The following is a 21,630-nucleotide window of genomic DNA, read 5'->3' on the forward strand; positions in this document are numbered from 1 at the left end:
CCGCTGCGTCCTGCTTCAGTCTGCCGACATCAGCAGCGACCTTCGCAGTTGGCCGGCTTGTCGTTGGCGATGCGCCAGTCTTCCTCGTTGGCCAGGGTGGCCAATGGAGACAGCATCGCGAAGTCGAAGGGCGTCAGGCAGGTGTCGCGTTTCACGCGCTTGGGCCAGTCGTGATTGGCCAGTGCCGAACGCCCGATCGCGACCAGGTCGGCGTGCTCAAGCGCCGCCACTGCCTTCTCGGAGCTGTCCACGCCGCCATTGGTGATCAGCGTGATGTCTAACTCCAGTGCCTTGCGCGATTGGTCGGCCAGCGCCGTCAGGCTCAGCGAGCGCTCGTCAGCATTCGCTGCCTCGGGGAAGGCGGGCGCGGCGACATCACCCCCCGTCAGGTGCAGGAAGTCCAGGCCAGCCTCGATCAGGTGCGAGAAGCGCGCACGAGCCGCGTCAGGTCCACCGGCCCAGCTGAGGTCCGGCTCGGTCACGGTGCCCTGCGACAGCCGCATGCCGAGTGGGAAGTCGTCGCCGACGGCCTCACGCACACTGCGGATCACCGCGAGCGGGAAGGCCAGCCGGGCAGTGGCATCGCCGCCCCAGGCATCGTCGCGCTGGTTGAAGCGCTCACTGATGAACTGGTGGATCAGGTAGCCGTTGGCACCGTGCAGCTCGACCCCGTCAAAGCCAGCTTCCCTGGCCAGGCGAGCACTGGTGGCAAAGCCGGCGATGGCCTCGTGAATCTCCGATTCGCTGATCTCGCGAGCCAGCGGGAAGGGGCCGGAGCCGCCGTAGAAGCTGAGCATCTCGCCACTGGCCCGGCTCTCTGAGGGTGCGACCACCTCATCCTTGAAGCGGTTGTGCTGAGTCTGGGCGCCGGCATGCATCAACTGGGCGATGAGTCGGCCGCCTTGTTGATGCACGGCCTCGACCACCGGGCGCCAGCTGTCCTGCTGGGCCTGAGTGGCCAGTCCCGGCTGGTTGGCGTAGCCCTGGCTGAAGGCCTCATCGGTGTACAGGCCCTCGGTGACCAACAACGAGAAATCGCCGCGCGCGAAATCGCGGTAGTAATCGACCATGTCGAAGTGGACCAGGCCATCCTCCTGGGCGCTGGTACGGGTCATCGGCGCGAGCACCAGGCGATTGCGAAGCTCAAGCTCGCCAAGCGTGTGGGCGGTGAACAGTGTCTTGGTGTCTGTCATGCGTAACTCTCCTGCGGAGATGACTCCGCTGTCGTATCCGGTCGTGGGACCTGCACTGACTGCGTACTGAACAAGACGGAAATCGATGCAGTGCTGGCGTCATGCAGACGCCGTGCAGTGGCCTTGAGGGATGATCGACGGATCATCTGTATGCGATATATCGTGCCTGCCGAGGTTGGGTGTCACAAGCGGGATCACTGGAAGGAGAGTGTTGTCGTTTCGACAACTTGATTGCGTAATTGCCTGAATATAAAGGGATTTTCTTAATCAATTCACGGTTGCTGCATATTGTGGCAACGGTGTACTGCTTTCCATGCACATGCCCTGCACCCACGCATGTGCATGCAACGAAACAGGCCCGCAACCAAGGGTTGCGGGCCTGTTTCATCCGCGGGAATCGTGTCTAGCGCGAGGGCTCAGTCCGGGCGATCACTTGCCGTCACATTGGGCAGTCTGCTTGCCGCCGGAGGGTGGGCAGCCGAACCAGTTCTCGGTCGGCTTGGCCTGGCCAGTATTGGCATGTCGTCCCCCCTGGCTTCCGATATCTCCGCCGTCGAGGCTCTTCTGTACCTGACGCTTGGCCTCATCCTTGGATTGCTGGCTGGCCTCGGGCTGCTGGTGCTGCTGGTAGTTCGCCCCATTGTCGCGGGAATCATCAGCGGTACGCGTGGAGTGGCTGGTGGTCGGCTCGCCGTTCGAGGAGTGCTGGGAGGCAGCGGCACCACTGACTCCCGTCTCGGTATTCATCTCGTCGAAGGCATAGGCCGGGGACAGGCTCAGGCAGCCCAGCATCACGGCGGCGATGCCGACACCGTAGCGCGTCTTGCGTGAAGTGCCTGCTCGGAAGGGCGAAGGGGTCGTGAATGACATGTCGAGTGCTCCTTTGGGGAAACGGCGTGGAGCATGGGCCAGGCCATTCCGTGAGCAAGTCAATGAGTGCTTGCTCGTTATGCAAGAGACATCCAGACGTTGCGCTGTACTGGACGCTGATGGAAGAGAGATCGGGGCAGATGACGAGAAATCAACTCTCGCTGACGTTCCGGCATCGCTGGCAGGTGAGGTGGCTGGCGTATCCGATGGTCAGGGCGGTTATCTGGTGTCGGACCCTTGAAGTCGTCGCCTGGCATGACAATGTGATGGGGAGAGGGCAACGGCCCCCTGAGAGTTCACCCAGTCAAGGAGACACGCATGACGATCAAGAAAACCGGTTCCGCGCATTGGGAAGGTAGCGTCAAGCAGGGTAAAGGTACCGTCAGCAGTGAAAGCGGTGCCCTCAAGGATCAGCCCTATGGTTTCAATACGCGCTTCGAAGACGGCGCGGGTACCAATCCTGAAGAGCTGATCGGCGCAGCGCATGCCAGCTGCTTCTCCATGGCGCTGTCGATGATGCTGGGAGAGGCAGGCCATGAGCCGAGCGCCATCGATACCCGCGCGACCGTGCATCTGGACAAGGATGACAGCGGTTTCAGCGTCACCAGGATCGCGCTGGTGACCAAGGCCAAGGTGCCGGGTATCAGTGACGCGGACTTCCAGGCGACCGCCGAGAAGGCCAAGGCCGGCTGCCCGATCTCCAAGCTGTTCACTGCCGAGATCACCCTTGAGGCGTCTCTCGACAGCTGAGACGCTCGCCAGCTGCCCTCGGCTCTTTCGGGTGAGGCAGCTGTCGCGTGAAGGCGCATCCCCTCAGCAGGGGGGGGCGCCAATGAAAAAACCGTCCTGAGGGGCGGTTTTTTGCGTGGTATCTCTCTTTTTTCTATTTCTTTTTTTCTCTCTCTTTTTCCTAACACTCTATCTCTCTATCTCTCTATCTCTCTTTCCATTTCTCCATCCGCTTCCATTCCGGTCAGCGTTCGTCGGGCCTTTTCGCGTCATCTGGCTCATCGGGTGGCAGTTCCTCTTCGCTGATCGCCCCGGCATGTTGCATGGCGTTGCGACGGGATTGCAGACGCGTCAGAGGGGTGCGGCTGGGCGTGCGGTACCAGCGGATGTTCTCGCGTGAGCATTGCTCGAGTTCCGCGATCACCTGAGCGCCAAGCAGCAGGATGATGGCGCCAACCTCCAGGCCCAGCAGCAACACGATCAAGGTGGCCAGCGAGCCATAGATGGCGCCCACGAAGGACAGGTGAGTGAAGTACCAGCTCAGCGCCAGACGTGTCAGCTCCCACAGGGTCGCCGCGACCAGCCCGCCGACCAGTGCACGGCGAGTGGAGACGCGTGTCTGGGGCAGGATCTTGTAGATGGCGCTGAACAGCCCGAACATGCCGACGATGCTGATCAGGTAGATCACTTCACTGCCCGCTTCGCCGAGGGTCACCTCGATACCCGTCAGCAGGGTCAGGGCATCATTCATCGCCGAGGCCAGTGCCACCAGCAGGGTCAGTGCCAGCAGGCCGGCCCCCAGCACCATCACGAAGGCATAGGGCAGCAGGGCCGAGATCCAGGCACTGCGTTTGCGAATCACCGGGTGCTGATGAAAGATCAGCGCGATGGCATCCTCCAGCATGCGAAAGGCCAGCCCGGCGAAGAACAGCAAGCCCCCCATCCCGATCCAGCTGATCACGTCACGGTTGTCCAGCAGCTTGCGCACGGCATCCAGCAGCACGTCTTCCTGCCCGGGTCCCAGATGCTGGACCTGGATGGCGATGATGCTCATCAGACGTGACTCATCGACCAGGTGCGTCAGCAATACGCAGCTCAGGGCGAACAACGGCACGCTGGAGAGCAGGATGTTGTAGCCCACACCCCCCGCCAGCAGTACGCCACGATTGGCGATGAACTGGCCCAGCACCCGCCAGGCGAAGGCGATCAGGCGGGGGAGAAAGCGCAGCAGTCGCGCGCGCCAGGTATCGTCAGCCGTGTCCGGCATCAATGGCCTCCTGGAGTGTCGGTGGGCTGGCAAGGCGTCACGAGGTGCCGCCCTTGAGTGCCCGTCGGCTGCGGCTTTCGGCGCGATGTGCCAGCAGGGTCGAGGTCGAATAGAGCGCCAGCCCTGACCAGATCAACACGAAGGTGAGCAGCATCGAGGGCTGCAAGGTCTCGTGGAATACCAGCAACGCGATGGCGAACTGCATGCTCGGGTTGATGTACATCAGAAAGCCGACGGTGGCGAGGCGCAGGCGGCGTGCCGCGCCGGCAAAGGCCAGCAGCGGTAGCGCCGTCAGGATACCGCTGGACATCAGCAGCACGCTGGCGGGCAGCTCCAGCGGGCCGATGCCCGTGGCCAGAAAGCGTGACTCGCCTGTCTGCCACAGACCCGCGATCAACAGCAGGGCGAGGGGCGCCAGCATCAGCGTCTCGACGAACAGCCCCGATAGGCCATCCAGCGCGACACGCTTGCGCAGCAGCCCGTAGGTGCCGAAGGACAGCGCCAGCGAAAGGGTGATCCAGGGCAGCTCGGAGAGATTGAGAAACTGCAGGCTCAGGCCCAGCGCCGCCAGCCCCAGCGCCACGCCCTGCAGGCGAGTCAGGCGTTCCTTGAGCACCAGCATGCCCAGTGCCACGTTGACCAATGGCGTCAGGAAGTAGCCGAGGCTTGCCTGCAGCACTTCATGCTGCTCCACCGCGAAGATGTAGATCCCCCAGTTGGCCGCGATCAACAAGGCGCACGCCAGCCCCGGCCATAGTTGCCGTGGCCTGGACAATGCGCTGCGAATCGGTGACCAGCGCTTGAGCAGGCTGATCAGGAGGATGAGAAACACGCAGCTCCACAGAATGCGGTGCAGCAACACCTCCCAGGCGGGGATGCCGGAAAACAGCGCGAAGTACAGCGGAAAGCAGCCCCACATGGCATAGGCCGTCAGGCCGTAGCCGACCCCCTTGAGGCCTTCGCGACGGGCCAGGGCTGCCGCTTCATCGCTCTCGGGCGTGCTCTGCGCCTGGCTCATCGCGAGTCACTCTCGCCATCCTGAGCCAGTGGCTTGCCCGCGATGTAGTAGCCCGAGGGGCTCAGCGCGAGGAAGAAGGTCTCGGCCTCGGGGTAGCCGGCTTCGCGCATTGCTTGGTGGATGGCCTCGCCACAGACGTCTCGGACCTGCTGGCCGCGTTCGAACCACAGCACCTCGACGAAGGGAAAGGCATCCACCGTCTGGCCGTCGAAGACATATTGCGTGCTGATGCACTCCAGCGTGAACTCATCGCGCGGCGTCGCCGTGGCCTCACTGAGCTGGTCGACAAGCGTGCGCGAGACGGGGGCGAGACGGGCGGGGGTAACGCCATGGAAGCGAAGCTGAGGCATGCAGGGCTCCTGGAGCACGAATGAGTGGGGGTGACAGCGCGCGTGGTCGACAGGCGGACCGAGGTCCATGCGCCGGGCTTCATCAGCCGGCGCTGACGGAGCCGGCATCAAGCCCCGCGCAACATCAGCATAAGGGGAAGCGATGTCCTGCGTCGCGCCTTCAGGCCGCGGCAGCATATCGATGGTCAATATATCATCGGCGACTCATGCACACATCCGCTGGCTGAGCCGCGCGGAGTTGTCGGCCAGTTCCCGCATTGCCTCTCACATCTGAGCGCCACAGACGGTAGAATGGGCGCATTCATGCTCGCGATGGCATGCAGGCCTCACACCCTCCATCACCCGCAAGGCGTGTCCCGGGAGGGCGGCATGAGGGCAAGATGACCGAGGATCAGGGAGACGGCATGACAGTGACGAATCCATCAGCAACGTGGGAAGACGCAGGCAAGTTGCGTGTCAGCCTGGTGCAGGCCGATCTGCGCTGGGAAGACCCGGCAGAGAACTGTCGCCTGCTGGGCGAGCAGCTGGACGCCGCTGGCCTGACGACCGGCCCTGACGGCCACAATGCCCTGACCGACCTCATCGTGCTGCCCGAGATGTTCGCCACCGGCTTCACCATGAATTCCCGTGAGATGGCCGAGCCGATGGAGACCAGCGAGAGTGTCGCCTGGCTCAAGGCGCAGGCTGTCGCGCGCGGTTGCGTGATGACGGGCAGCATTGCGGTACTCGAGGGAGACGAGTGCTACAACCGCATGCTGTGGGCCACGCCGAGTGGTGAGCTGAGACATTACGACAAGCGCCATCTGTTTCGCATGGCAGGCGAGCATGAGCGTTATGGCATGGGCAATGAGCGGGTGATCGTCGAGCTCAACGGCTTCCGGATCCAGCTGTCCGTCTGCTATGACCTGCGCTTCCCGACCTGGCTGCGTCAACGCCCCGTGATTGGCGGCATGAGCGCGGCGGAGTGTGCCACCGGCAGCGCCTTCGAATATGACCTGCTGCTGTGCGTGGCCAATTGGCCGGGCGTGCGGCGTCACCCGTGGCGCACCCTGCTTCAGGCACGCGCCATCGAGAATCTGGCCTATGTGGTGGGCGTCAACCGAGTGGGTGACGATGCCAACGGGCTGCACTATACCGGCGATTCCATGGTCTGCGATTTCAAGGGAGAGCCCATCCTCGACCCCGCGCCAGACCAGCCCTTCATCGAGACGGTGACGCTTGAACGCGGCGCCCTCGACGAGTTTCGAACCAAGTTTCCGGCGTGGATGGACGCCGATCATTTCACTCTGGAGGCCTGATGCGCCTGGACAAATTCCTTACCGAAACCACGGATCTCAGCCGCAGCGATGCCAAGAAGGTCGTGCATCGCGGCGATGTCACCGTGGATGGTGAGGTAGTCAAGAACACCGCGCGTGCCGTCAAGGATGGCATGCGCGTCGAATGGAACGGCGAGCACCTGGAACTGATGGGCCTGCGCTATCTGATGCTCCACAAGCCGGCCAATGTCGAATGCACCACCAAGCCGGGCCTGTACGAGCGCGCGCACGACCTGATCGAGTTGCCCAATGTCGAGCGCCTGAGCATCGTCGGGCGTCTCGATGTCGACACCACTGGTCTGGTGTTGATGACGGATGACGGCCAGTGGAACCACCGCGTCACCTCACCCAAGAAAGCCTGTGCCAAGCGTTATCGCGTGACCCTGGCGCGCCCGCTGGAAGGGGATGAGCTGGCGCGTGCCGTGGAAGATTTCGAACACGGCCTGATGCTGGATGGCGAAGAGAAGCCGACGCGTCCGGCACGCCTGGAGATGGAAACGGCCACCGTGGGTCTGCTGTGGATCACCGAAGGCCGCTATCACCAGGTCAAGCGCATGTTCGCGGCCATCGGCAATCATGTCGAAGCCCTGCACCGTGAAGCCATCGGCGACGTGGAGCTGGACCCGGAGCTGGAACCCGGCGAATGTCGCTTCCTGCGTCCGGAAGAGGTCGCCAGCTTCTGATTGTCAGCGTCTGATTGTCAGCGTCTGATCATCAGCGCCATATCGTCATGAAAAAGCTCCCGTCATTTTTCCTCAATGGCGGGGGCTTTTTCATGTGCGTCGTTGGCCGCCGAGCCTTGTATCGATCCAACGATCGCGCTTAAGGTAAGCGTTGTCTGCTCGTATTGTGAATTCTTTGCGGGAAGCGCGTTTTGCAGAAGTGAAATTTATACTGAGATCGTCTTCAATCAAACGCTTGTTTCCAGTATTTTTATGACAATGGCGTCTCCATAACAACAACGAGGAAAATCCACTATGTCGTCCCCCTTCACCAAGTCCCACCTGATGAAACCCCTGCCGCTGCGCATGGCGCTGGCGGGCAGTGGCCTGCTGCTGGCGACCCTCTCGGCACCGGCAAGCGCCGCGGAAGATGCCAGTGTGGTATTCGCGGCGCCGCCGTGGCCGGGCGTGACCATGAAGACCGAAATCGCCTCCGAGATCTTCGAGGCGCTGGGTTATTCCCCCACCACGCGTCAGCTGGGCGCGCAGATCACCTATGAAGGCATCTCGCTCGGGGAAGTGGATGTCTATCTGGCCGCCTGGCTGCCGGGGCAGAGCACCATGTACAACGCGGCGATGGAAAAAGGCGCCATGGTCGATCTGGGCAACAACGTGAACGGCGCGCGAGCCAATTTCGCCGTACCGCGTTATGTGGCCGAAGCCGGCGTCACCTCACTGAACGATGTCGACAAGCCGGAATTCGCCGACAAGTTCGACAAGACCATCTACTCCATCGAGATCGGCTCGGGCTCCAGCGAGATCGCCAACCGTGCCGTCGACGAAGACATCTATGGCCTGGGTGACTGGGACCTCAAGGAATCCTCCACCGCCGGCATGCTGGGGACGGTGGCCAATGCCATCAAGCGCGATGAGTGGGTCATGTTCGTCGGCTGGACCCCGCACTGGATGGGAGTCGAATACGACATGGTCTTCCTGGAGGACCCCAAGGACCTGTGGGGCCCGGGTGGCGGCGCCAGTGACGTGAAGACGCTAGCCAACAAGAAATGGTCCGAAGCGCATCCCAACGCCACCGTCTTTCTGGATCAGATCGCCTTCACCTCCGAGGAGCAGAGCGAGCTGATCTATGGCTTTGGCAAGGAAGAGCGCCCGCAGGAAGAGGTGGCTGGCACCTGGATGAAGGCCAATCCTGCCAAGGTCAAGGGCTGGCTGGAAGGCGTGACCACTCGAGATGGCGAACCCGCCTGGCCTGCCGTGCAGAAAGCGCTTGGCCTACCGGACGCCTGACGTGTCGATTCCGAACCTGTCACTTCCGCCTGCACGGCTGAACACTCGGTCTTGAAACTCGGCGACACTGGATGACACAGTCTGCGTGCCTGTTGCCGCCGGCAATGTCTGATCAGAACCCCGCTCCTGGAGCGGGGTTCTTGCGTTTCTGGCACCTTCTCACTGCCCGTCGAGCCCCATCGCAGCATCGTCATGCAAATCTTGCATGGAAAATCAAAATAAAGAATTGGTCGGACCTGTTCGCGCTGTATCACCATGACCCCGCATTCTGCGTCGCCTCAACGCGCAGCAAACAACAATGACAAGCAGGGTTTGCCTCATGGCTGATACTGATTCGTTCGCCGAGCGCGATTCGCGCACCCCCGGTCCCGTCGCGCGCTTGCTGTCCCCGTGGACAGGCTTGCCGCTCTGGAAACAGATCTTCATTGCACTGGTGCTGGGCCTTGGGTTGGGCATCCTGCTCAACCAGACCGGCCGCGCCGATATCGCCGCCGACATCAAACCGCTGGGGGATCTGTTCATCCGCGCGATCAAGATGCTGATCGTGCCGCTGGTCTTCGTCTCGCTGGTCACCGGCGTGGCATCGCTCGACAACCTTTCCCGCCTGGGGCGTCTGAGCCTCAAGACACTAGGGCTGTATCTAGGCATGACGGCGGTGGCGATCACCATCGGCCTGGGGCTGGCGGCTCTCTTCCAGCCGGGCGTGGGTATCGACCTGGGCAGCGCCGCCGGTGTCGAGGTGCGGGAAGCGCCGACTGCCGTCGAGACATTGCTTGGCCTGGTGCCGACCAATGCCGTCGAGGCCTTCGCCGAGGGTAATGTGCTGCAGATCATCGTCTTCGCGATCCTGTTCGGCCTCTCCATCACGCTGGTTGGGGAGAAGGCGCGTCCGGTGCGCGTGTTCTTCGAGTCCGCGGCGGAAATCATCTATCGAATGACCAGCATCGTCATCGCCTTCACGCCCTACGGTGTCTTCGCGCTGATGGCCTGGGTCGCCGGGACCTACGGGCTGGCGATGCTCGCGCCGCTGGCCAAGGTGATCGCCATCGTCTATCTGGGCTGCATCGTGCACGCCGTGGTGGTGTATGGCGGCCTGCTGCGCTTCGTCGCGCACCTCAATCCCGTGCGGTATTTCCAGGGCAGTGTCGAGCCGATCATGCTCGCCTTCACCAGCACCTCAAGCTCCGGCACCCTGCCGGTGACCATGATGGCCGCCGAGCAGAACCTGGGCGTCAAGCGCAGCGTCTCGAGCTTCGTGCTGCCGCTGGGCGCGACCATCAACATGGATGGCACCGCGCTGTATCAGGGTGTCTGCGCGCTGTTCATCGCCCAGGCCTACGGTGTCGATCTGGGCATGACCGAGTACGTCACCATCATCATGACCGCCACCCTGGGCTCCATCGGCACGGCGGGCGTGCCGGGGGCGGGGCTGATCATGCTGTCGCTGGTGCTGACCTCCGTCGGCTTGCCGCTGGAAGGGGTCGCCATCATCGCCGGGATCGACCGTGTGCTCGACATGGCACGTACCGGGCTGAACGTGGCCGGCGACTGCGCCGTCAGCTGTCTGGTCGCCAAGAGCGAGAAGGCACTCGATGAAGAGGTCTTCAACACCCCGCACGTGATGCGTTCGACCTTGAGCTGAGCGTCGCGCTGATGGAGGGAAGTGGACTTCACTTCCCACCGACCGGCAGCCAGGAGGCGCTGCCGGTCGTCCTTCCCCAGGAACCTGTCGCCCTCAGGCCGACAGGCATGTCAAAGATGGTCAGGAGAATCGCGCCATGGAAGCGTCTGCCACACGGCTTTCTGTCAATCGGCTTTCTGCGGCTGGACTCGCTGCTGGCGGGCCCCGCAACGCGCCGGACACCGTCACCCGCTACGGTGTGGTCGGGGGGCTCGGGGCGCTGGGCAGCGCGGATGTATTGCTCAAGACCGTGCGTGCGGCCCAGTACTGCAAGCCCCCGCGCCGGGTGGACATCGCCTTCGAGCAACGCCACTTCGAGGATGGCCCCGGCATCGCGGAAGAGGGCTATGACCCGCTGCGCCGCAAGTTCTACGTCTACAACGTGCTCAAGGACATGCAGGGCAAGGTCGAGAATGCGCTGGTGCCATGCTTTCTCTCGCATACCTTCCTGGCCGAGATCACCCCGGAAATCAGCGTGAACGTGGTGGATATCTTCGAGGCACTGCAGGACCGCATTCGCCGCGAGTACCCCGACGTTCGCAAGATCGGTGTGCTGACCTCAAGTTACGTGCGCGCCTCGGGCATCTTCACGCGCCGTCTGTCCGGGCCCGTCTCTGAGCCCATGTCCCGATCGGAAGGTGCCGAGCCCGGCGCGGAGCTCGAGGTGCTCTACCCGGAGGCGCGCGTGCAGCGTGAGGCGTTGATGGAGGCCATCTATGGCCCGACCGGCATCAAGAGCGGCCATCATGGCGGTGAATGTCTGCAGCAGCTGATGGAAGCCTGCGATGATCTCATTCGTCAGGGAGCCGAGATCATCGTGCCGGGCCTGAGCGAGATCCCGGTGATGATGGCCTCGCTGCAGCCCCTGATTCCGGTGCCGTTGCTGGATTCCAATCGAATCTACGCCGAGTACGCGCTGGGACATGATCGCGAGCAGGAAGGGCGACAGTTCAAGCTGGGCGTACTGGGCGGCGTCGGACCCGCCGCGACGGTGGACTTCATGCGCAAGGTGGTCAGCCTGACGCGTGCCGAGCGCGATCAGGACCACCTCAAGATGGTAGTGGAGCAGAATCCGCAGATTCCCGACCGCACCGCCAATCTGATCGGCAAGGGTGAAGACCCGAGCATCCCGATGCTCGCGACCTGTCAGCGGCTGGAGGCCGATGGCGCCAATGCCATCGCGATTCCCTGCAATACCGCGCATGCCTTCGTGGCGCGTATCCAGCCCTATATCGGCATCCCGATCATCAACATGCTGACGGCGGTGGTTGACCATATCGCGGCGATGGAGACGCCGGTGGCGCGGGTCGGGCTGCTCGCGACCAGCGGCACCGTGACCAGTCGGGTCTACCACGACATCCTCGAGGCCTCGGGGCGTGAGACGCTGGTGCCGGACGCCTCCCATCAGGCTTGCGTGATGGACGCCATCTACGGGCAGCAGGGCGTCAAGGCGGGCCACACCTCAGGCGAATGCAGTCTGATGCTGGAAGCCGCCATTGAGCACCTGCTGGCCCAGGGGGCAGAGGTGGTCATTCTGGGCTGTACGGAGCTGCCGCTGATCGAACTGCCGAAAGCGTTGCGTGAGCGCGTAGCCTTGCTGGACCCCTCGGAGATACTGGCACGCCGCTGCATCGCCTTGGCGCAACAGCCCGATGACCTCGTGCCGATGACCCCGTGCCGATGACGTCGAGTTGGAGAATGTGGCGCTGTGAAAACAGCGAGGGAAACAGACAGCACTGACTACGCGGAAGGAAGGAAGTAAGGAGGGCATGCAAGAGGACAGGAAGACCAGCCACGCTATACTGCGGCGCTACATGCCTCACTCCAGGAAATCGCTGTGGAAATGAACTGGCTGGAAGACTTCCTCACGCTGGCCGTCACGCGCAATTTCTCGCGCGCGGCTGAGTTGCGCAACGTGACTCAGCCGGCCTTCAGCCGCCGGATACGCAATCTGGAATACTGGGTGGGCGCGACCCTGATTGATCGCAGCCTGTTTCCGGTAGGGCTGACACCGGCCGGCGAGTCCTTCCAGCGGACGGCGCAGGATGCGCTCTCGGTATTGCGGGTCGGACGGGAAGAAGCACTGGGCTTCGTGCCCAAGATCGAAGAGGTGGTGTCGATTTCCGCCTCCCATACGCTGGCGGTCAGCTTCTTCGTCGACTGGCATGAACAGCTCCAGACCCGACTGGGCAAGCTCAAGGCGCGTATCGTGCCGGACCACGTCGCCGGCTGTGTCGATGCGCTGATCAGCGGCAACTGTGATCTGATGCTCGCCTACAACAGCCCACTGCTGCCGACGCTCACCGACATGGTGCGCTATCCCTCCATCGTGCTGGAGTCCGAGCGTCTGGTGCCGGTGAGTGCAGTGGATGGGGCAGGGCAGGCGTTGTTCTCGCTGGAAAGCGACACGGCGCAACCGTACCTCTGCTACTCCAGTGACAGCTATCTCGGGCGACTCACCGCGCTGATCCTCAATCGGGAATCCCTCTCGGCACGCCTCAACTTCTGCTACGAATGCTCGATGTCAGACGTGCTCAAGCGCGGAGCCCTGGCCGGCAGCGGTATCGCCTGGGTACCGGAGCGCGCCGTACGGGATGAACTCAACGCCGGTCGCCTGCGCATCGTCGGGGATGACCGCCACACCGCTCCGCTTGATATCTGCCTGTTTCGGCATGCCGAGCACGAACAACAAGTCGCGGAGCGCATCTGGCAAGCCTGTCTGGACACGCAAGCCAGCCGCACAGTCACCTCCGCCACTCAAGGGTGACCTCTCGCCCATAACGCCAGTGGCGGTGAGCGTCATCCGCCCACCGCCACTGATCTTCGCTCTCATCCATCATCTCGCCAGGCTCGCGCAAGGGTATCGCAGACTTACGACAGGCGCCGTGAATTGGCCGTCGTGCGCTTGTGCAGCGGCTTGATGAACTGCGTACCCGTCGTCCACCACGGCACGACCTTGCCACCCGACATCGCGTTCATCCACGCCTTCTGCATCACGAACCACATCTCCCAGCTGGCGGCGATCTTCTCCGACACCATCTTCTGGTTCTCCGCGATCATCTTCGGATCCAGCGGCGACTGCGTCCCCCACAGCTGCGTGCGCGACATGATGGTGGACATCGCCGTCGACCACATCTCCACCGACGTCGTCCCCAGCTTCCAGACATCGAACATCGCAGCAGGTGTCGTCGGGACCAACTCAGACCAGGCAGGTTGTTGAGTCATTGTGCTCTCCACGTAAAGGAACCTCATGACAGTCTTACGCCTGTTGATGCTGCAGTGCAACATTAGTTTTTTATATCCTTGAATGTGAGCGCGAGGCAGAGCCTCCATTATCACCACTTTCTATATAAATCAGAGGGTTATGTATAGGTGGTGGCTGAAGAAGCCGGAATTTTCCGGGCTGGGGAGGAAATTTCCCGTGGGGTTGGGGAAAGTGGATTTTGGGATTTGTTGGCGATGTCTTATGTGGGTGTATGAATTTCCTGAAGCTTGGTATCAGTTCAGTCAGACAGTAGACGTAAGCGTTTGCGAGTGGCGCGGAAATTTCCGACATAAAGGTGGGCTCGATAGAGGAGAGGGCACGGCGAGACGCGCTCGATATCGAGCTTATTGTCTCGTTAATGCGACGCAGGGTGTCGCGTTGAACTAACGATTCCTTCTCGCGCGTGTCTCGACTCGGCTATCATTAGGTTTCTTGAAATTTCCTATATTCAGATATGCATTTCTCGCCAAGGCAGGACGCCATGGTGGAAGACCATGAGACGGAGCTCGCCCCTGCGGTAAGCGCCGTGCGGTAGCCGTGCTAAAAATAGAAGACCGGTTGATCTTGGGGCTCATAATCCTTTGGTTTTAGGTTCAAGTTTTACTGGGCCCACCATTTAAATCAGCGGCTTACGATTTCTCTCTGGTGAGCTCTATAGTCCAAGGGTACAGTGCCGTTCAGTCCCTTGGAGACTTTCATGGCCACCATCGTCAAGACTCTCGCCCGCAGCTGGAAGGCCATCATCCGCAAGATCGGCTGGCCCACCACCGGCAAGACCTTCCGTACCAAGCGTGATGCTCAGGACTGGGCACGCCGCACCGAAGATGAACTAGTGCGTGCATCTATATCCAGCGCAGCGCTTCGTAGCGCATGACGCTCGAAGTCGTGCTCAAGTGCTACCTGGCCGACGTCACCCCGCCAAGAAGCCCAGTACCCAGAAGAGTGAGTGCCACAAGGCCGAGAGCACGCTGATCGAGTACCTAGACAAATACTCCCTTGCGGCACTGACGCCAGAGCTGATTGCCAACTACCGCGATGACCGGTTGAACAGCCTTGGACATCGGGGACAGCTCATCAGCCCTAACGCGGTGCGCCTGGAGCTTGCCTTGCTCGGACATCTCTACACCGTTGCCATTCTGGAATGGGGGCTGGACTTGACCTACAATCCCGTCTAGAACATCCGAATGGCCAGCCTCGGGGAGGAGTGTGACTGGCGCTTGAGTCCCGATGAGGAGAACGGCTTTTCGTCGTACTCACGCAGCACAGCAATCCCATGTTGCTCTGGATCGCCAGAATCGCCTTGGAGACGGGCATGCGCTCGTCGGAGATCCTGACTCTTACTCGCGCTCCTAGGTTGACGTGAAACGCCGCATCTGTCGGGAGAGTTCAAATGTTTTTATTCCTGAATTCAAGCAATAAGCGCAGCACCTGCGGTATCTAGACCTCCTGAGTATTCCCCTAGAAACACCTGCGCCGGTGTCCGGTAGCCGAGTCGCTTTCAAGGACGGTCATTCAGCTTTTCGACCACCTTGCGTAGCTCTGCATTGCTGACCTGGCGGAAATCCGTTCCTATGGGGAAGTACTGCCTTATCAGGCCATTCGTATTATCGTTGGTCCCACGCTGTCCAGAGCAGTAGGGATCGCAGAAATACATCGCCGCTGTCACGGCCTTGGTCACCGCTTTGTGGCCAGCGAATTCCGAGCCATTATCCAGTGTGATCGTCTGGACCGCTCCCCGACGCGGCTTCAACAAGCGGATCATGGCTGATTGCGTCAACTCGGCCGAAATCCTGGGCAGTCGTGCCGCCAGTAAATATCCACTGCGACGCTCAACCAGCGTGACCAGGCCTGATTGCTTGTGGCCCTGTATCACGGTGTCGCCCTCCCAGTGGCCGATGAAGCGCCGGTCATCAATCTCATCTAGGCGGTGCTCGATACCGACTCGGTTGGGGATCTTGCCTAACCCGGCGCTCTTGGCGTGCGTGCGGTGCTTGTTGCGGCGTTTAGGCTGACGAATATGCCGCCAAAGGTCACCACCCCGAGCCTTGTCGTCCCAGATCAAGGAGTCGATCCATTGGTGACTGACACTAACGCCGGCCAAGGGCGCCATGAAGCCACTGATTTGCTGTGGGCTCCACTCCTCGCGTAGCCGATCGGCAACGGCGGCCATCATGCCGGGAAGGCGCTTTGTCCACTTGGTAGCAGTGCGGCGCCGATGATCACTGAGTGTCTGAGCCTGCTCGGGATCATAGCCATCAGCGGTGGCGTTACGGCGAATTTCACGGCTGATCGTGCTGCTGTGGAGGTTCAGCTCCCTGCCGATCTGGCGCTGGCTCATGCCCAAGTCATCACGGGCGTGGATCTGGTATCGTTGGGTCTGGGTCAGCTGTCGGTATTCCATACTCTGCTTCACTCTGGTCGGTGAGCCGAGAAGGGTACCGGCGCTGGCCCTCCTGCCTCTACCGTGCGGTCCAAAGTGCTGCGGTTATTCTATGAATCCAGGATTGAGAAAAATGCTACTCGTTGTAATGGCCGAATACATAAAGGCAGATTGCGAAGGGAAAAACGCTGCAGAAAGGCGCGAACGCTTTCTTGCCGAACTTTTCAGTCAAGAATGGAGAAGACGGAGGTGAATCTGAAAATGATACGAATTAATATTAAAGAAGATCTCAAGCTAAATCAATAATTACTCGACCGATATGTGAGAGTGTCTCTGGTTAATAGAACGCACAGATTCAATATGAATCTGCTTCTTGAGTTGGGAAATCATGAGGTTTTCCAACAATTTTCTGTGCGCACGTAAATAACTTGCTGCGCTCGCAAATCATTGGTGAGCAAAGTGTTGAGAGGACTAGTTTATGGCGGTATCTCCTTGCCTATTCGGAAAAGCTGGTGAGATCTATCCGAAAATCCTGAGGAATATTGTTGACGAGGCAGTTGGAGTTTCATACTCCTTTATGGATATCGAGCAGTATAAGTCTCTGCCGATAAACCAACAGAACAAGATTTATTGGGAAGAAATATTATATCGGGTTCATTGGGCCGCGGTTGCTAACTCTATCCGCCATCTGCGCTGGTTTGATGCATGCGTTGTTCACGCTACAACGCAGCCAAATTACTTGGCATTCTGTGCAGCCTTGCGAGGATTACTGGAATCTGCCGCAGATACCAAGCACTCTCTTGGACCTGTTCCCTTAACAATTGCTGATTCCGCTGGAGATATTTTTAAGTCTTTGAATGGAAAGCTCAATAATACTCTATTTATAAGCACTGAGCTGGAGAATGTCCTAATACATTTCCACCATGCGCGTAAGATTGGGAAAGGAGAAAATGCTCCCCCAGCCCACAAAGCTGAAACTGCAGCGAAATACGTAACATCGATCGAACATCAGGACTACCCAGTTAGGAAACTCTACTCAGAATTGTGTCAGGTGGTTCACCCCGCAGAGCCTTCTCTGCACTGGCTTTCGCAGGTTGGAGAAAAAGGTTGGAAAGTTGGAGAGCAAGATGATATTGGTAGCATCCACAAATTAGTGCTTCGACACAAAGAAAGTATCAGCTGGATTCAGCAGAACTCAGGTAATATCACAATTCTCATATGTCAGGTGTTGAACATATTGCCAAGAAAACAGCTGCATGTTGAATCGGTTCGGTCTTTGAATATGGACGAGCTCCAACTAAATAAACATATTAGAAATGCGTTTGGTCGTTATGGCATGCGTTGGCCATCATAACCATTCTCTTCTGTAGGTATCCATTGGACTTCTTTGCCGAACCGATTCGAATAAAGTTCTGCGAGTGTTGTGAATACTGGGAATTGAGTTAGGTGTCGGGTTCCGTCTGATTGACTATAGCTTGCGTAAACAGCTCAGGTCGTTCGACCTGCCACTCCTTCATTGCTGCTATAGGCGCTTTGTGGTGTAGTGCCTTCTGAGGAATGTGGTGGTTATAGAGCCAGCAATAACGCTCGAGTGTCTGTTCTAAATCCTCACTCGAGTCATAACGCCGAGTCGCCAGAACATCGCTGATACGCCCATTGAAGCGCTCCACCATCCCGTTCGTTTGGGGTCTGCCTGGCCTGATCAATCGATGCTCAATACCATGGTTCTGACATTCCTGGTCGAAAAGATGATTTCCACTGGGCTTACGTTCGCCACCCACGGTGAAGCGATCGGTAAAGGATTTACCATTGTCCGTGAGCACGGTTCGAATCGTGAAGGGAGCCTCCTCTTCCACACGCTTCATGAACGCCTGGGCGTCCTTTGCAGATTGACTTGATCTGACCTCCAGATACACCCACCGAGTGGCACGATCAATCGCGACGTAGAGATAACGCTTCTGATCTTCGTCAGGCATTTGGGGCAGGTGCTTGATATCAATGTGCACATACCCGGGCTCATAATCCTTGAAAGGCCGATGCTTGGGCTTCTCGTCCTCCTTCGCATCTTGACGCGCCAGCTTGGCGAGAGTCGGTACATCACGTCGTTTGAGCATGCGCTGAAGTGCGGAACGCGACAAATTGGGGTTCAGGAATTCCCGAGCAACGACAAGTAGATCATCGAGTCCCAGGCGAAGCAGTTCACGTGCGGCGATGACGATCTCTTCCTGTTCTGAGGTCAGAGTCGCGAGTAGGTTATGACGTGTGTGGGAACGATCCAGGACATCATCACGATAGCGCCAGCGCTGTATAGTTGAGGCGCTGACCCCGAACTGACGAGCGAGATCTTTGTTCGTCATGCTGGAGGGAGCTGCTTGGATGTCGGCACGGATTTTCGGTGTCGTCGTCGCTTGCTTATGCAGCTTGATGTCCATGAAGCTTTTCCTGAATCAATTGCTTGATGAGCTCACGAGAGGCTAACAAAGGATAGCTTCGTTGTGAAATCCGATCATCCGGCACCCTACAGGTAAGCGCCGTGCGGTAGCCGTGTGATGGCATGAGAAACGATGCACACCACCGAGAGGAGCCCCAACGGGCATGCTGGTTTACAACGCTACCAAGCAGCAATTCATAGATGACGTTCGGGCCAATGTCATCGCTGACGCCATTGAGAATGAGGTGTCACGCAAACTAAGCCGCAATTCGCCGCGTAATGAGGTGGCCTCTTGGGAGAACTCCTTGCGCTTCATGATGAGCGTTCTCCTCGACGAGGGGATACCCGCTTCGGCAGGGGTGGCCATCGAATACAACATTCCGCTGACCAATCGCCGAGTGGATTTTATTCTGACCGGCAAGAATGACCAGCGTGAGGACTCTGCTGTCATCATTGAATTGAAGCAGTGGCAGACCGCTGAGGTGACGACCAAAGATGCCATCGTTCGTACTCAGCTAGGGGGCGGTGTACGGGAGACCAACCATCCCTCCTATCAAGCCTGGTCCTATGGTGCGCTGATCGAGGACTACAACGAGACCGTCCGCTCCGAGTCGATCCGGCTGGTGCCTTGCGCCTACCTGCACAACATGAAGCAAGGCAATGCCATCAATGACCCCTTCTATGCGAACCATACAGGCCGCGCTCCTGTCTTCATCTCACCGGATGCCTTGAAGCTCTCCAGGTTTCTGAGTCAGCACATCAAGTACGGCGACAGTAGCGACATCATGTATCGCATCGAGCACGGTGTGATCAAGCCGAGCAAAAATCTGGCGGATGCGCTCAGCTCGATGATGCAGGGCAAAGCTGAGTTCTTGATGATCGATGAGCAGAAGCTTGTCTATGAAACCGCCGTGGATCTCGCTCACAAGGCAAGCAATGGCAAGAAGCAGTGCCTGATCGTGAAGGGCGGGCCGGGGACGGGCAAGTCAGTCGTCGCGATCAATCTGCTCGTCGAACTGACGAACCGGGAGATGATGACGCAGTACGTGTCTCGCAACTCTGCCCCTCGTGAAGTCTTCAAGAAGCGTCTGACCGGTACGCGCAAGAAGACCCACATCGATAACCTGTTCAAGGGCTCAGGCAGTTACGTCAACGCGGAGCCTGATACCTTTCATGCACTGATCGTGGATGAAGCACATCGACTGAATGAAAAATCCGGGATGTATCAGAATCTGGGCGAGAGCCAGATCAAGGAAATCATCTCGGCATCGCGATTTTCCATCTTCTTTATCGATGAAGCGCAGCGGGTCACGCTGAAGGATGTCGGGACGGTAGAGGAGGTCAAACGTCGGGCAGATGAATGCGGCGCCGAGGTACATGAGCTCGAACTCTCCTCACAGTTTCGTTGCAACGGTTCCGACGGCTATCTCGCCTGGTTGGATCATTCCCTGCAGATACGGACGACCTCCAACACCGACCTCGACGGTATCGATTACGAGTTCAAGGTATTCGATGATCCGAGCAACTTGCGCAAGGCGATTCTCGAGAAGAACCGCAAAGCCAACAAGGCACGGATGGTGGCGGGGTACTGCTGGCCCTGGGCGAGCAAGAAGGACAAGCATGCCATGGACATTGTCTTTCCCGAGTACGGCTTCGCTGCCCAGTGGAACCTCGATGATGATGGCATGCTGTGGGCGATCGCCGATGGATCAGCAGAGCAGGTAGGTTGCATCCATACCTGCCAAGGCCTCGAGTTTGATTACGTCGGAGTCATCATCGGAGACGACTTCGTGATTCGGGATGGCCGCGTGGTGACAGACGCAGCCAAACGAGCGGGGCAAGACCGCTCGGTACATGGGTACAAGAAGATGCTCAAGGAGCAACCAGAGCAGGCTCGTGCCGTGGCGGATCAAATCGTCAAGAACACCTATCGCACGCTGATGACACGAGGTCAGAAGGGCTGTTACATCTATGCCACGGACCGAGAGACTCGCGAATACTTCGCTGCCTTTGCTCATTCGCAGGACTCATTGAAGCATGCCGAGCTCACGGAAGAGGCCGGGACGCTGGATGGCTTGCACCTTCCCATCGTTACGCGTGACCTGGCAGCGCCATTCGAGCGCCATGTGCCCGTGTACGACCTGAGTATCGCCGCTGGCGAGTTTAGCGAGATGCAAATCGCTGACACCCATCACTGGGTCGAGCTACCTGAGCATATCCGTGTAAGTCCTGACCTGTTCGTCAGTCGGGTAGTGGGGGAGTCGATGAATCGGCGCATCCCCAATGGCGCTTGGTGCCTGTTTCGTGCCAATCCCGGCGGCACACGGCAAGGCAAGGTCGTCGTGGTGCAGCATCACGCCATTGAAGACCCGGACCACGGGGGCAGCTTCACTATCAAGCTGTATCAGAGCGAGAAGGTCGAGGAGTACGGTGAGTTGGTGAACCAGCGCATCGTGCTGAAGCCCCAGACCAATGCCTTCGGCTACAAGGATATCGTGCTCGAGGACGAGCTTGAGGACCTGAAGGTTGTTGGCGAATTCCTCTCCGTGCTGTGAGCGAGTGGGCGGCCGTATAACCGTTTATACCGATGTAGGCTGGATAGCGAGCGGCAGAGCAGACATGCTCACCGCTATCCGATACCGCAGAACCAGGTGAGCCCTAGATGTCAGACCCGTTCAAGAAGCTTCGCGACGCCATGGACCAGTTCGCCACCGAGCGCGACTGGGACCAGTTCCACTCGCCCAAGAACCTGGCCATGGCGCTGACGGTGGAGGCAGCCGAGCTGCAGGAGTGCTTCCAGTGGCTGACCGAGGCGCAGTCCAGGGAGCTGGATAAGCAGCAATTGGCCGCCGTGCGCGACGAAATTGCCGATGTGCAGCTCTATCTGATCCGGCTGGCGGGCAAGCTGGACGTGGATATCGAAGCGGCATGCCAGGAGAAGATGGAGAAAAATGCGGAGAAGTATCCCGCCGACCAAGTGAAGGGAAGTGCGAAAAAGTACACGCACTATCAGGATTGACGTGATGTGTGGCCGCTACATTTGGACTCAAGCAGGGCCGGGGACTCAGTTTTCGGTTTAAATTCTGTGCTAAAAGCGGCTTTAAATGTCGATTTTGTGCTTGAAGATAAACCAACGTGGTTTATTCTTCACTCTGAAGAGGGA

Annotated in this window: 19 protein-coding genes and 1 pseudogene; 12 read left to right on the plus strand and 8 right to left on the minus strand. The window is 59.3% G+C overall.

Annotation, left to right across the window (positions count from 1 at the left end):
* Positions 1–29: 29 nt before the first annotated feature.
* Together AC26AR_RS05990 and AC26AR_RS05995 are read right to left on the minus strand one after the other, a co-directional pair.
* Positions 30–1,193: an oxidoreductase gene (locus tag AC26AR_RS05990; protein WP_488107727.1), complete on the minus strand. Its 1,164-nt coding sequence runs from the start codon at positions 1,191–1,193 to the stop codon at positions 30–32.
* Between the two features lie 429 nt (positions 1,194–1,622).
* The gene (locus tag AC26AR_RS05995) at positions 1,623–2,063 is read right to left on the minus strand and encodes a hypothetical protein (protein WP_141391863.1); all 441 of its coding nucleotides are present in this window, start codon (positions 2,061–2,063) and stop codon (positions 1,623–1,625) included.
* A gap of 318 nt (positions 2,064–2,381) precedes the next feature.
* Between AC26AR_RS05995 and AC26AR_RS06000 the strand changes: the two genes are divergently transcribed.
* On the plus strand, positions 2,382–2,813 hold the full coding sequence (locus AC26AR_RS06000; protein ID WP_077372838.1) for an OsmC family protein: 432 nt from the start codon (positions 2,382–2,384) through the stop codon (positions 2,811–2,813).
* Positions 2,814–3,036: 223 nt separating this feature from the next.
* Here AC26AR_RS06000 and AC26AR_RS06005 read toward each other — a convergent pair whose 3' ends face one another.
* The 3 genes from AC26AR_RS06005 to AC26AR_RS06015 are packed head-to-tail and all read right to left on the minus strand — an operon-like array spanning position 3,037 to position 5,427.
* Positions 3,037–4,059 (minus strand): YihY/virulence factor BrkB family protein, encoded by a 1,023-nt coding sequence (locus AC26AR_RS06005; RefSeq protein WP_077372841.1) that lies wholly within the window; start codon positions 4,057–4,059, stop codon positions 3,037–3,039.
* Between the two features lie 37 nt (positions 4,060–4,096).
* Complete coding sequence (gene rarD / locus AC26AR_RS06010) at positions 4,097–5,077, minus strand: EamA family transporter RarD (protein ID WP_176502661.1); 981 nt, start codon at positions 5,075–5,077, stop codon at positions 4,097–4,099.
* The gene (locus AC26AR_RS06015) at positions 5,074–5,427 is read right to left on the minus strand and encodes a DUF1904 family protein (RefSeq protein WP_169477152.1); all 354 of its coding nucleotides are present in this window, start codon (positions 5,425–5,427) and stop codon (positions 5,074–5,076) included. Before AC26AR_RS06015 ends, rarD begins: the two co-directional genes overlap by 4 nt.
* Before the next feature lie 404 nt (positions 5,428–5,831).
* Between AC26AR_RS06015 and AC26AR_RS06020 the strand changes: the two genes are divergently transcribed.
* The 6 genes from AC26AR_RS06020 to AC26AR_RS06045 all read left to right on the plus strand — a co-directional run bounded on the left by AC26AR_RS06020 (position 5,832) and on the right by AC26AR_RS06045 (position 13,158).
* Positions 5,832–6,725 carry a nitrilase family protein gene (locus AC26AR_RS06020; RefSeq protein WP_141391867.1) on the plus strand — a complete coding sequence of 298 codons (894 nt, stop codon included), beginning with the start codon at positions 5,832–5,834 and terminating at the stop codon, positions 6,723–6,725.
* A complete protein-coding gene (locus AC26AR_RS06025) occupies positions 6,725–7,426 on the plus strand; it encodes a pseudouridine synthase (RefSeq protein ID WP_176502660.1) in 702 nt (233 codons plus the stop codon). Before AC26AR_RS06020 ends, AC26AR_RS06025 begins: the two co-directional genes overlap by 1 nt.
* A gap of 294 nt (positions 7,427–7,720) precedes the next feature.
* On the plus strand, positions 7,721–8,710 hold the full coding sequence (locus tag AC26AR_RS06030; protein WP_289863158.1) for an ABC transporter substrate-binding protein: 990 nt from the start codon (positions 7,721–7,723) through the stop codon (positions 8,708–8,710).
* A gap of 319 nt (positions 8,711–9,029) precedes the next feature.
* Positions 9,030–10,352 (plus strand): dicarboxylate/amino acid:cation symporter, encoded by a 1,323-nt coding sequence (locus tag AC26AR_RS06035; protein ID WP_488107728.1) that lies wholly within the window; start codon positions 9,030–9,032, stop codon positions 10,350–10,352.
* A gap of 136 nt (positions 10,353–10,488) precedes the next feature.
* The gene (cuyB, locus tag AC26AR_RS06040) at positions 10,489–12,075 is read left to right on the plus strand and encodes a cysteate racemase (RefSeq protein ID WP_488107729.1); all 1,587 of its coding nucleotides are present in this window, start codon (positions 10,489–10,491) and stop codon (positions 12,073–12,075) included.
* A gap of 159 nt (positions 12,076–12,234) precedes the next feature.
* Entirely contained in the window at positions 12,235–13,158 is a 924-nt protein-coding gene (locus tag AC26AR_RS06045; RefSeq protein ID WP_488107889.1) for a LysR substrate-binding domain-containing protein, read from the plus strand.
* A gap of 104 nt (positions 13,159–13,262) precedes the next feature.
* On the opposite strand, the gene AC26AR_RS06050 is transcribed toward AC26AR_RS06045, so the two are convergent.
* Positions 13,263–13,616, minus strand: coding sequence for a hypothetical protein (locus tag AC26AR_RS06050; RefSeq protein WP_240499551.1), 354 nt, complete (start codon positions 13,614–13,616; stop codon positions 13,263–13,265).
* A gap of 737 nt (positions 13,617–14,353) precedes the next feature.
* Here AC26AR_RS06050 and AC26AR_RS06055 point away from each other — a divergent pair.
* Together AC26AR_RS06055 and AC26AR_RS06060 are read left to right on the plus strand one after the other, a co-directional pair.
* A complete protein-coding gene (locus AC26AR_RS06055; protein WP_488107730.1) occupies positions 14,354–14,530 on the plus strand; it encodes a hypothetical protein in 177 nt (58 codons plus the stop codon).
* Between the two features lie 19 nt (positions 14,531–14,549).
* On the plus strand, positions 14,550–14,831 hold the full coding sequence (locus AC26AR_RS06060; protein ID WP_488107731.1) for a hypothetical protein: 282 nt from the start codon (positions 14,550–14,552) through the stop codon (positions 14,829–14,831).
* A 233-nt stretch (positions 14,832–15,064) separates the two neighbouring features.
* Here the strand turns inward: AC26AR_RS06060 and AC26AR_RS06065 are convergent.
* A pseudogene (locus AC26AR_RS06065) lies at positions 15,065–16,057 on the minus strand (IS30 family transposase).
* A 457-nt stretch (positions 16,058–16,514) separates the two neighbouring features.
* On the opposite strand from AC26AR_RS06065, the gene AC26AR_RS06070 reads away from it, so the two are divergent.
* Positions 16,515–17,390 carry a hypothetical protein gene (locus tag AC26AR_RS06070; protein ID WP_488107732.1) on the plus strand — a complete coding sequence of 292 codons (876 nt, stop codon included), beginning with the start codon at positions 16,515–16,517 and terminating at the stop codon, positions 17,388–17,390.
* An 88-nt stretch (positions 17,391–17,478) separates the two neighbouring features.
* Here the strand turns inward: AC26AR_RS06070 and AC26AR_RS06075 are convergent, their stop codons facing one another.
* Positions 17,479–18,468, minus strand: a complete 990-nt coding sequence (locus AC26AR_RS06075) for an IS481 family transposase (protein WP_488107733.1) — start codon at positions 18,466–18,468, stop codon at positions 17,479–17,481.
* A 163-nt stretch (positions 18,469–18,631) separates the two neighbouring features.
* Between AC26AR_RS06075 and AC26AR_RS06080 the strand changes: the two genes are divergently transcribed.
* Positions 18,632–21,022, plus strand: coding sequence for a DNA/RNA helicase domain-containing protein (locus AC26AR_RS06080; protein WP_488107734.1), 2,391 nt, complete (start codon positions 18,632–18,634; stop codon positions 21,020–21,022).
* A gap of 107 nt (positions 21,023–21,129) precedes the next feature.
* The gene (locus AC26AR_RS06085) at positions 21,130–21,486 is read left to right on the plus strand and encodes a nucleotide pyrophosphohydrolase (RefSeq protein ID WP_488107735.1); all 357 of its coding nucleotides are present in this window, start codon (positions 21,130–21,132) and stop codon (positions 21,484–21,486) included.
* The last annotated feature ends 144 nt before the right edge of the window (positions 21,487–21,630 follow it).

It is taken from the genome of Cobetia sp. PS-4MA, from assembly GCF_057670765.1.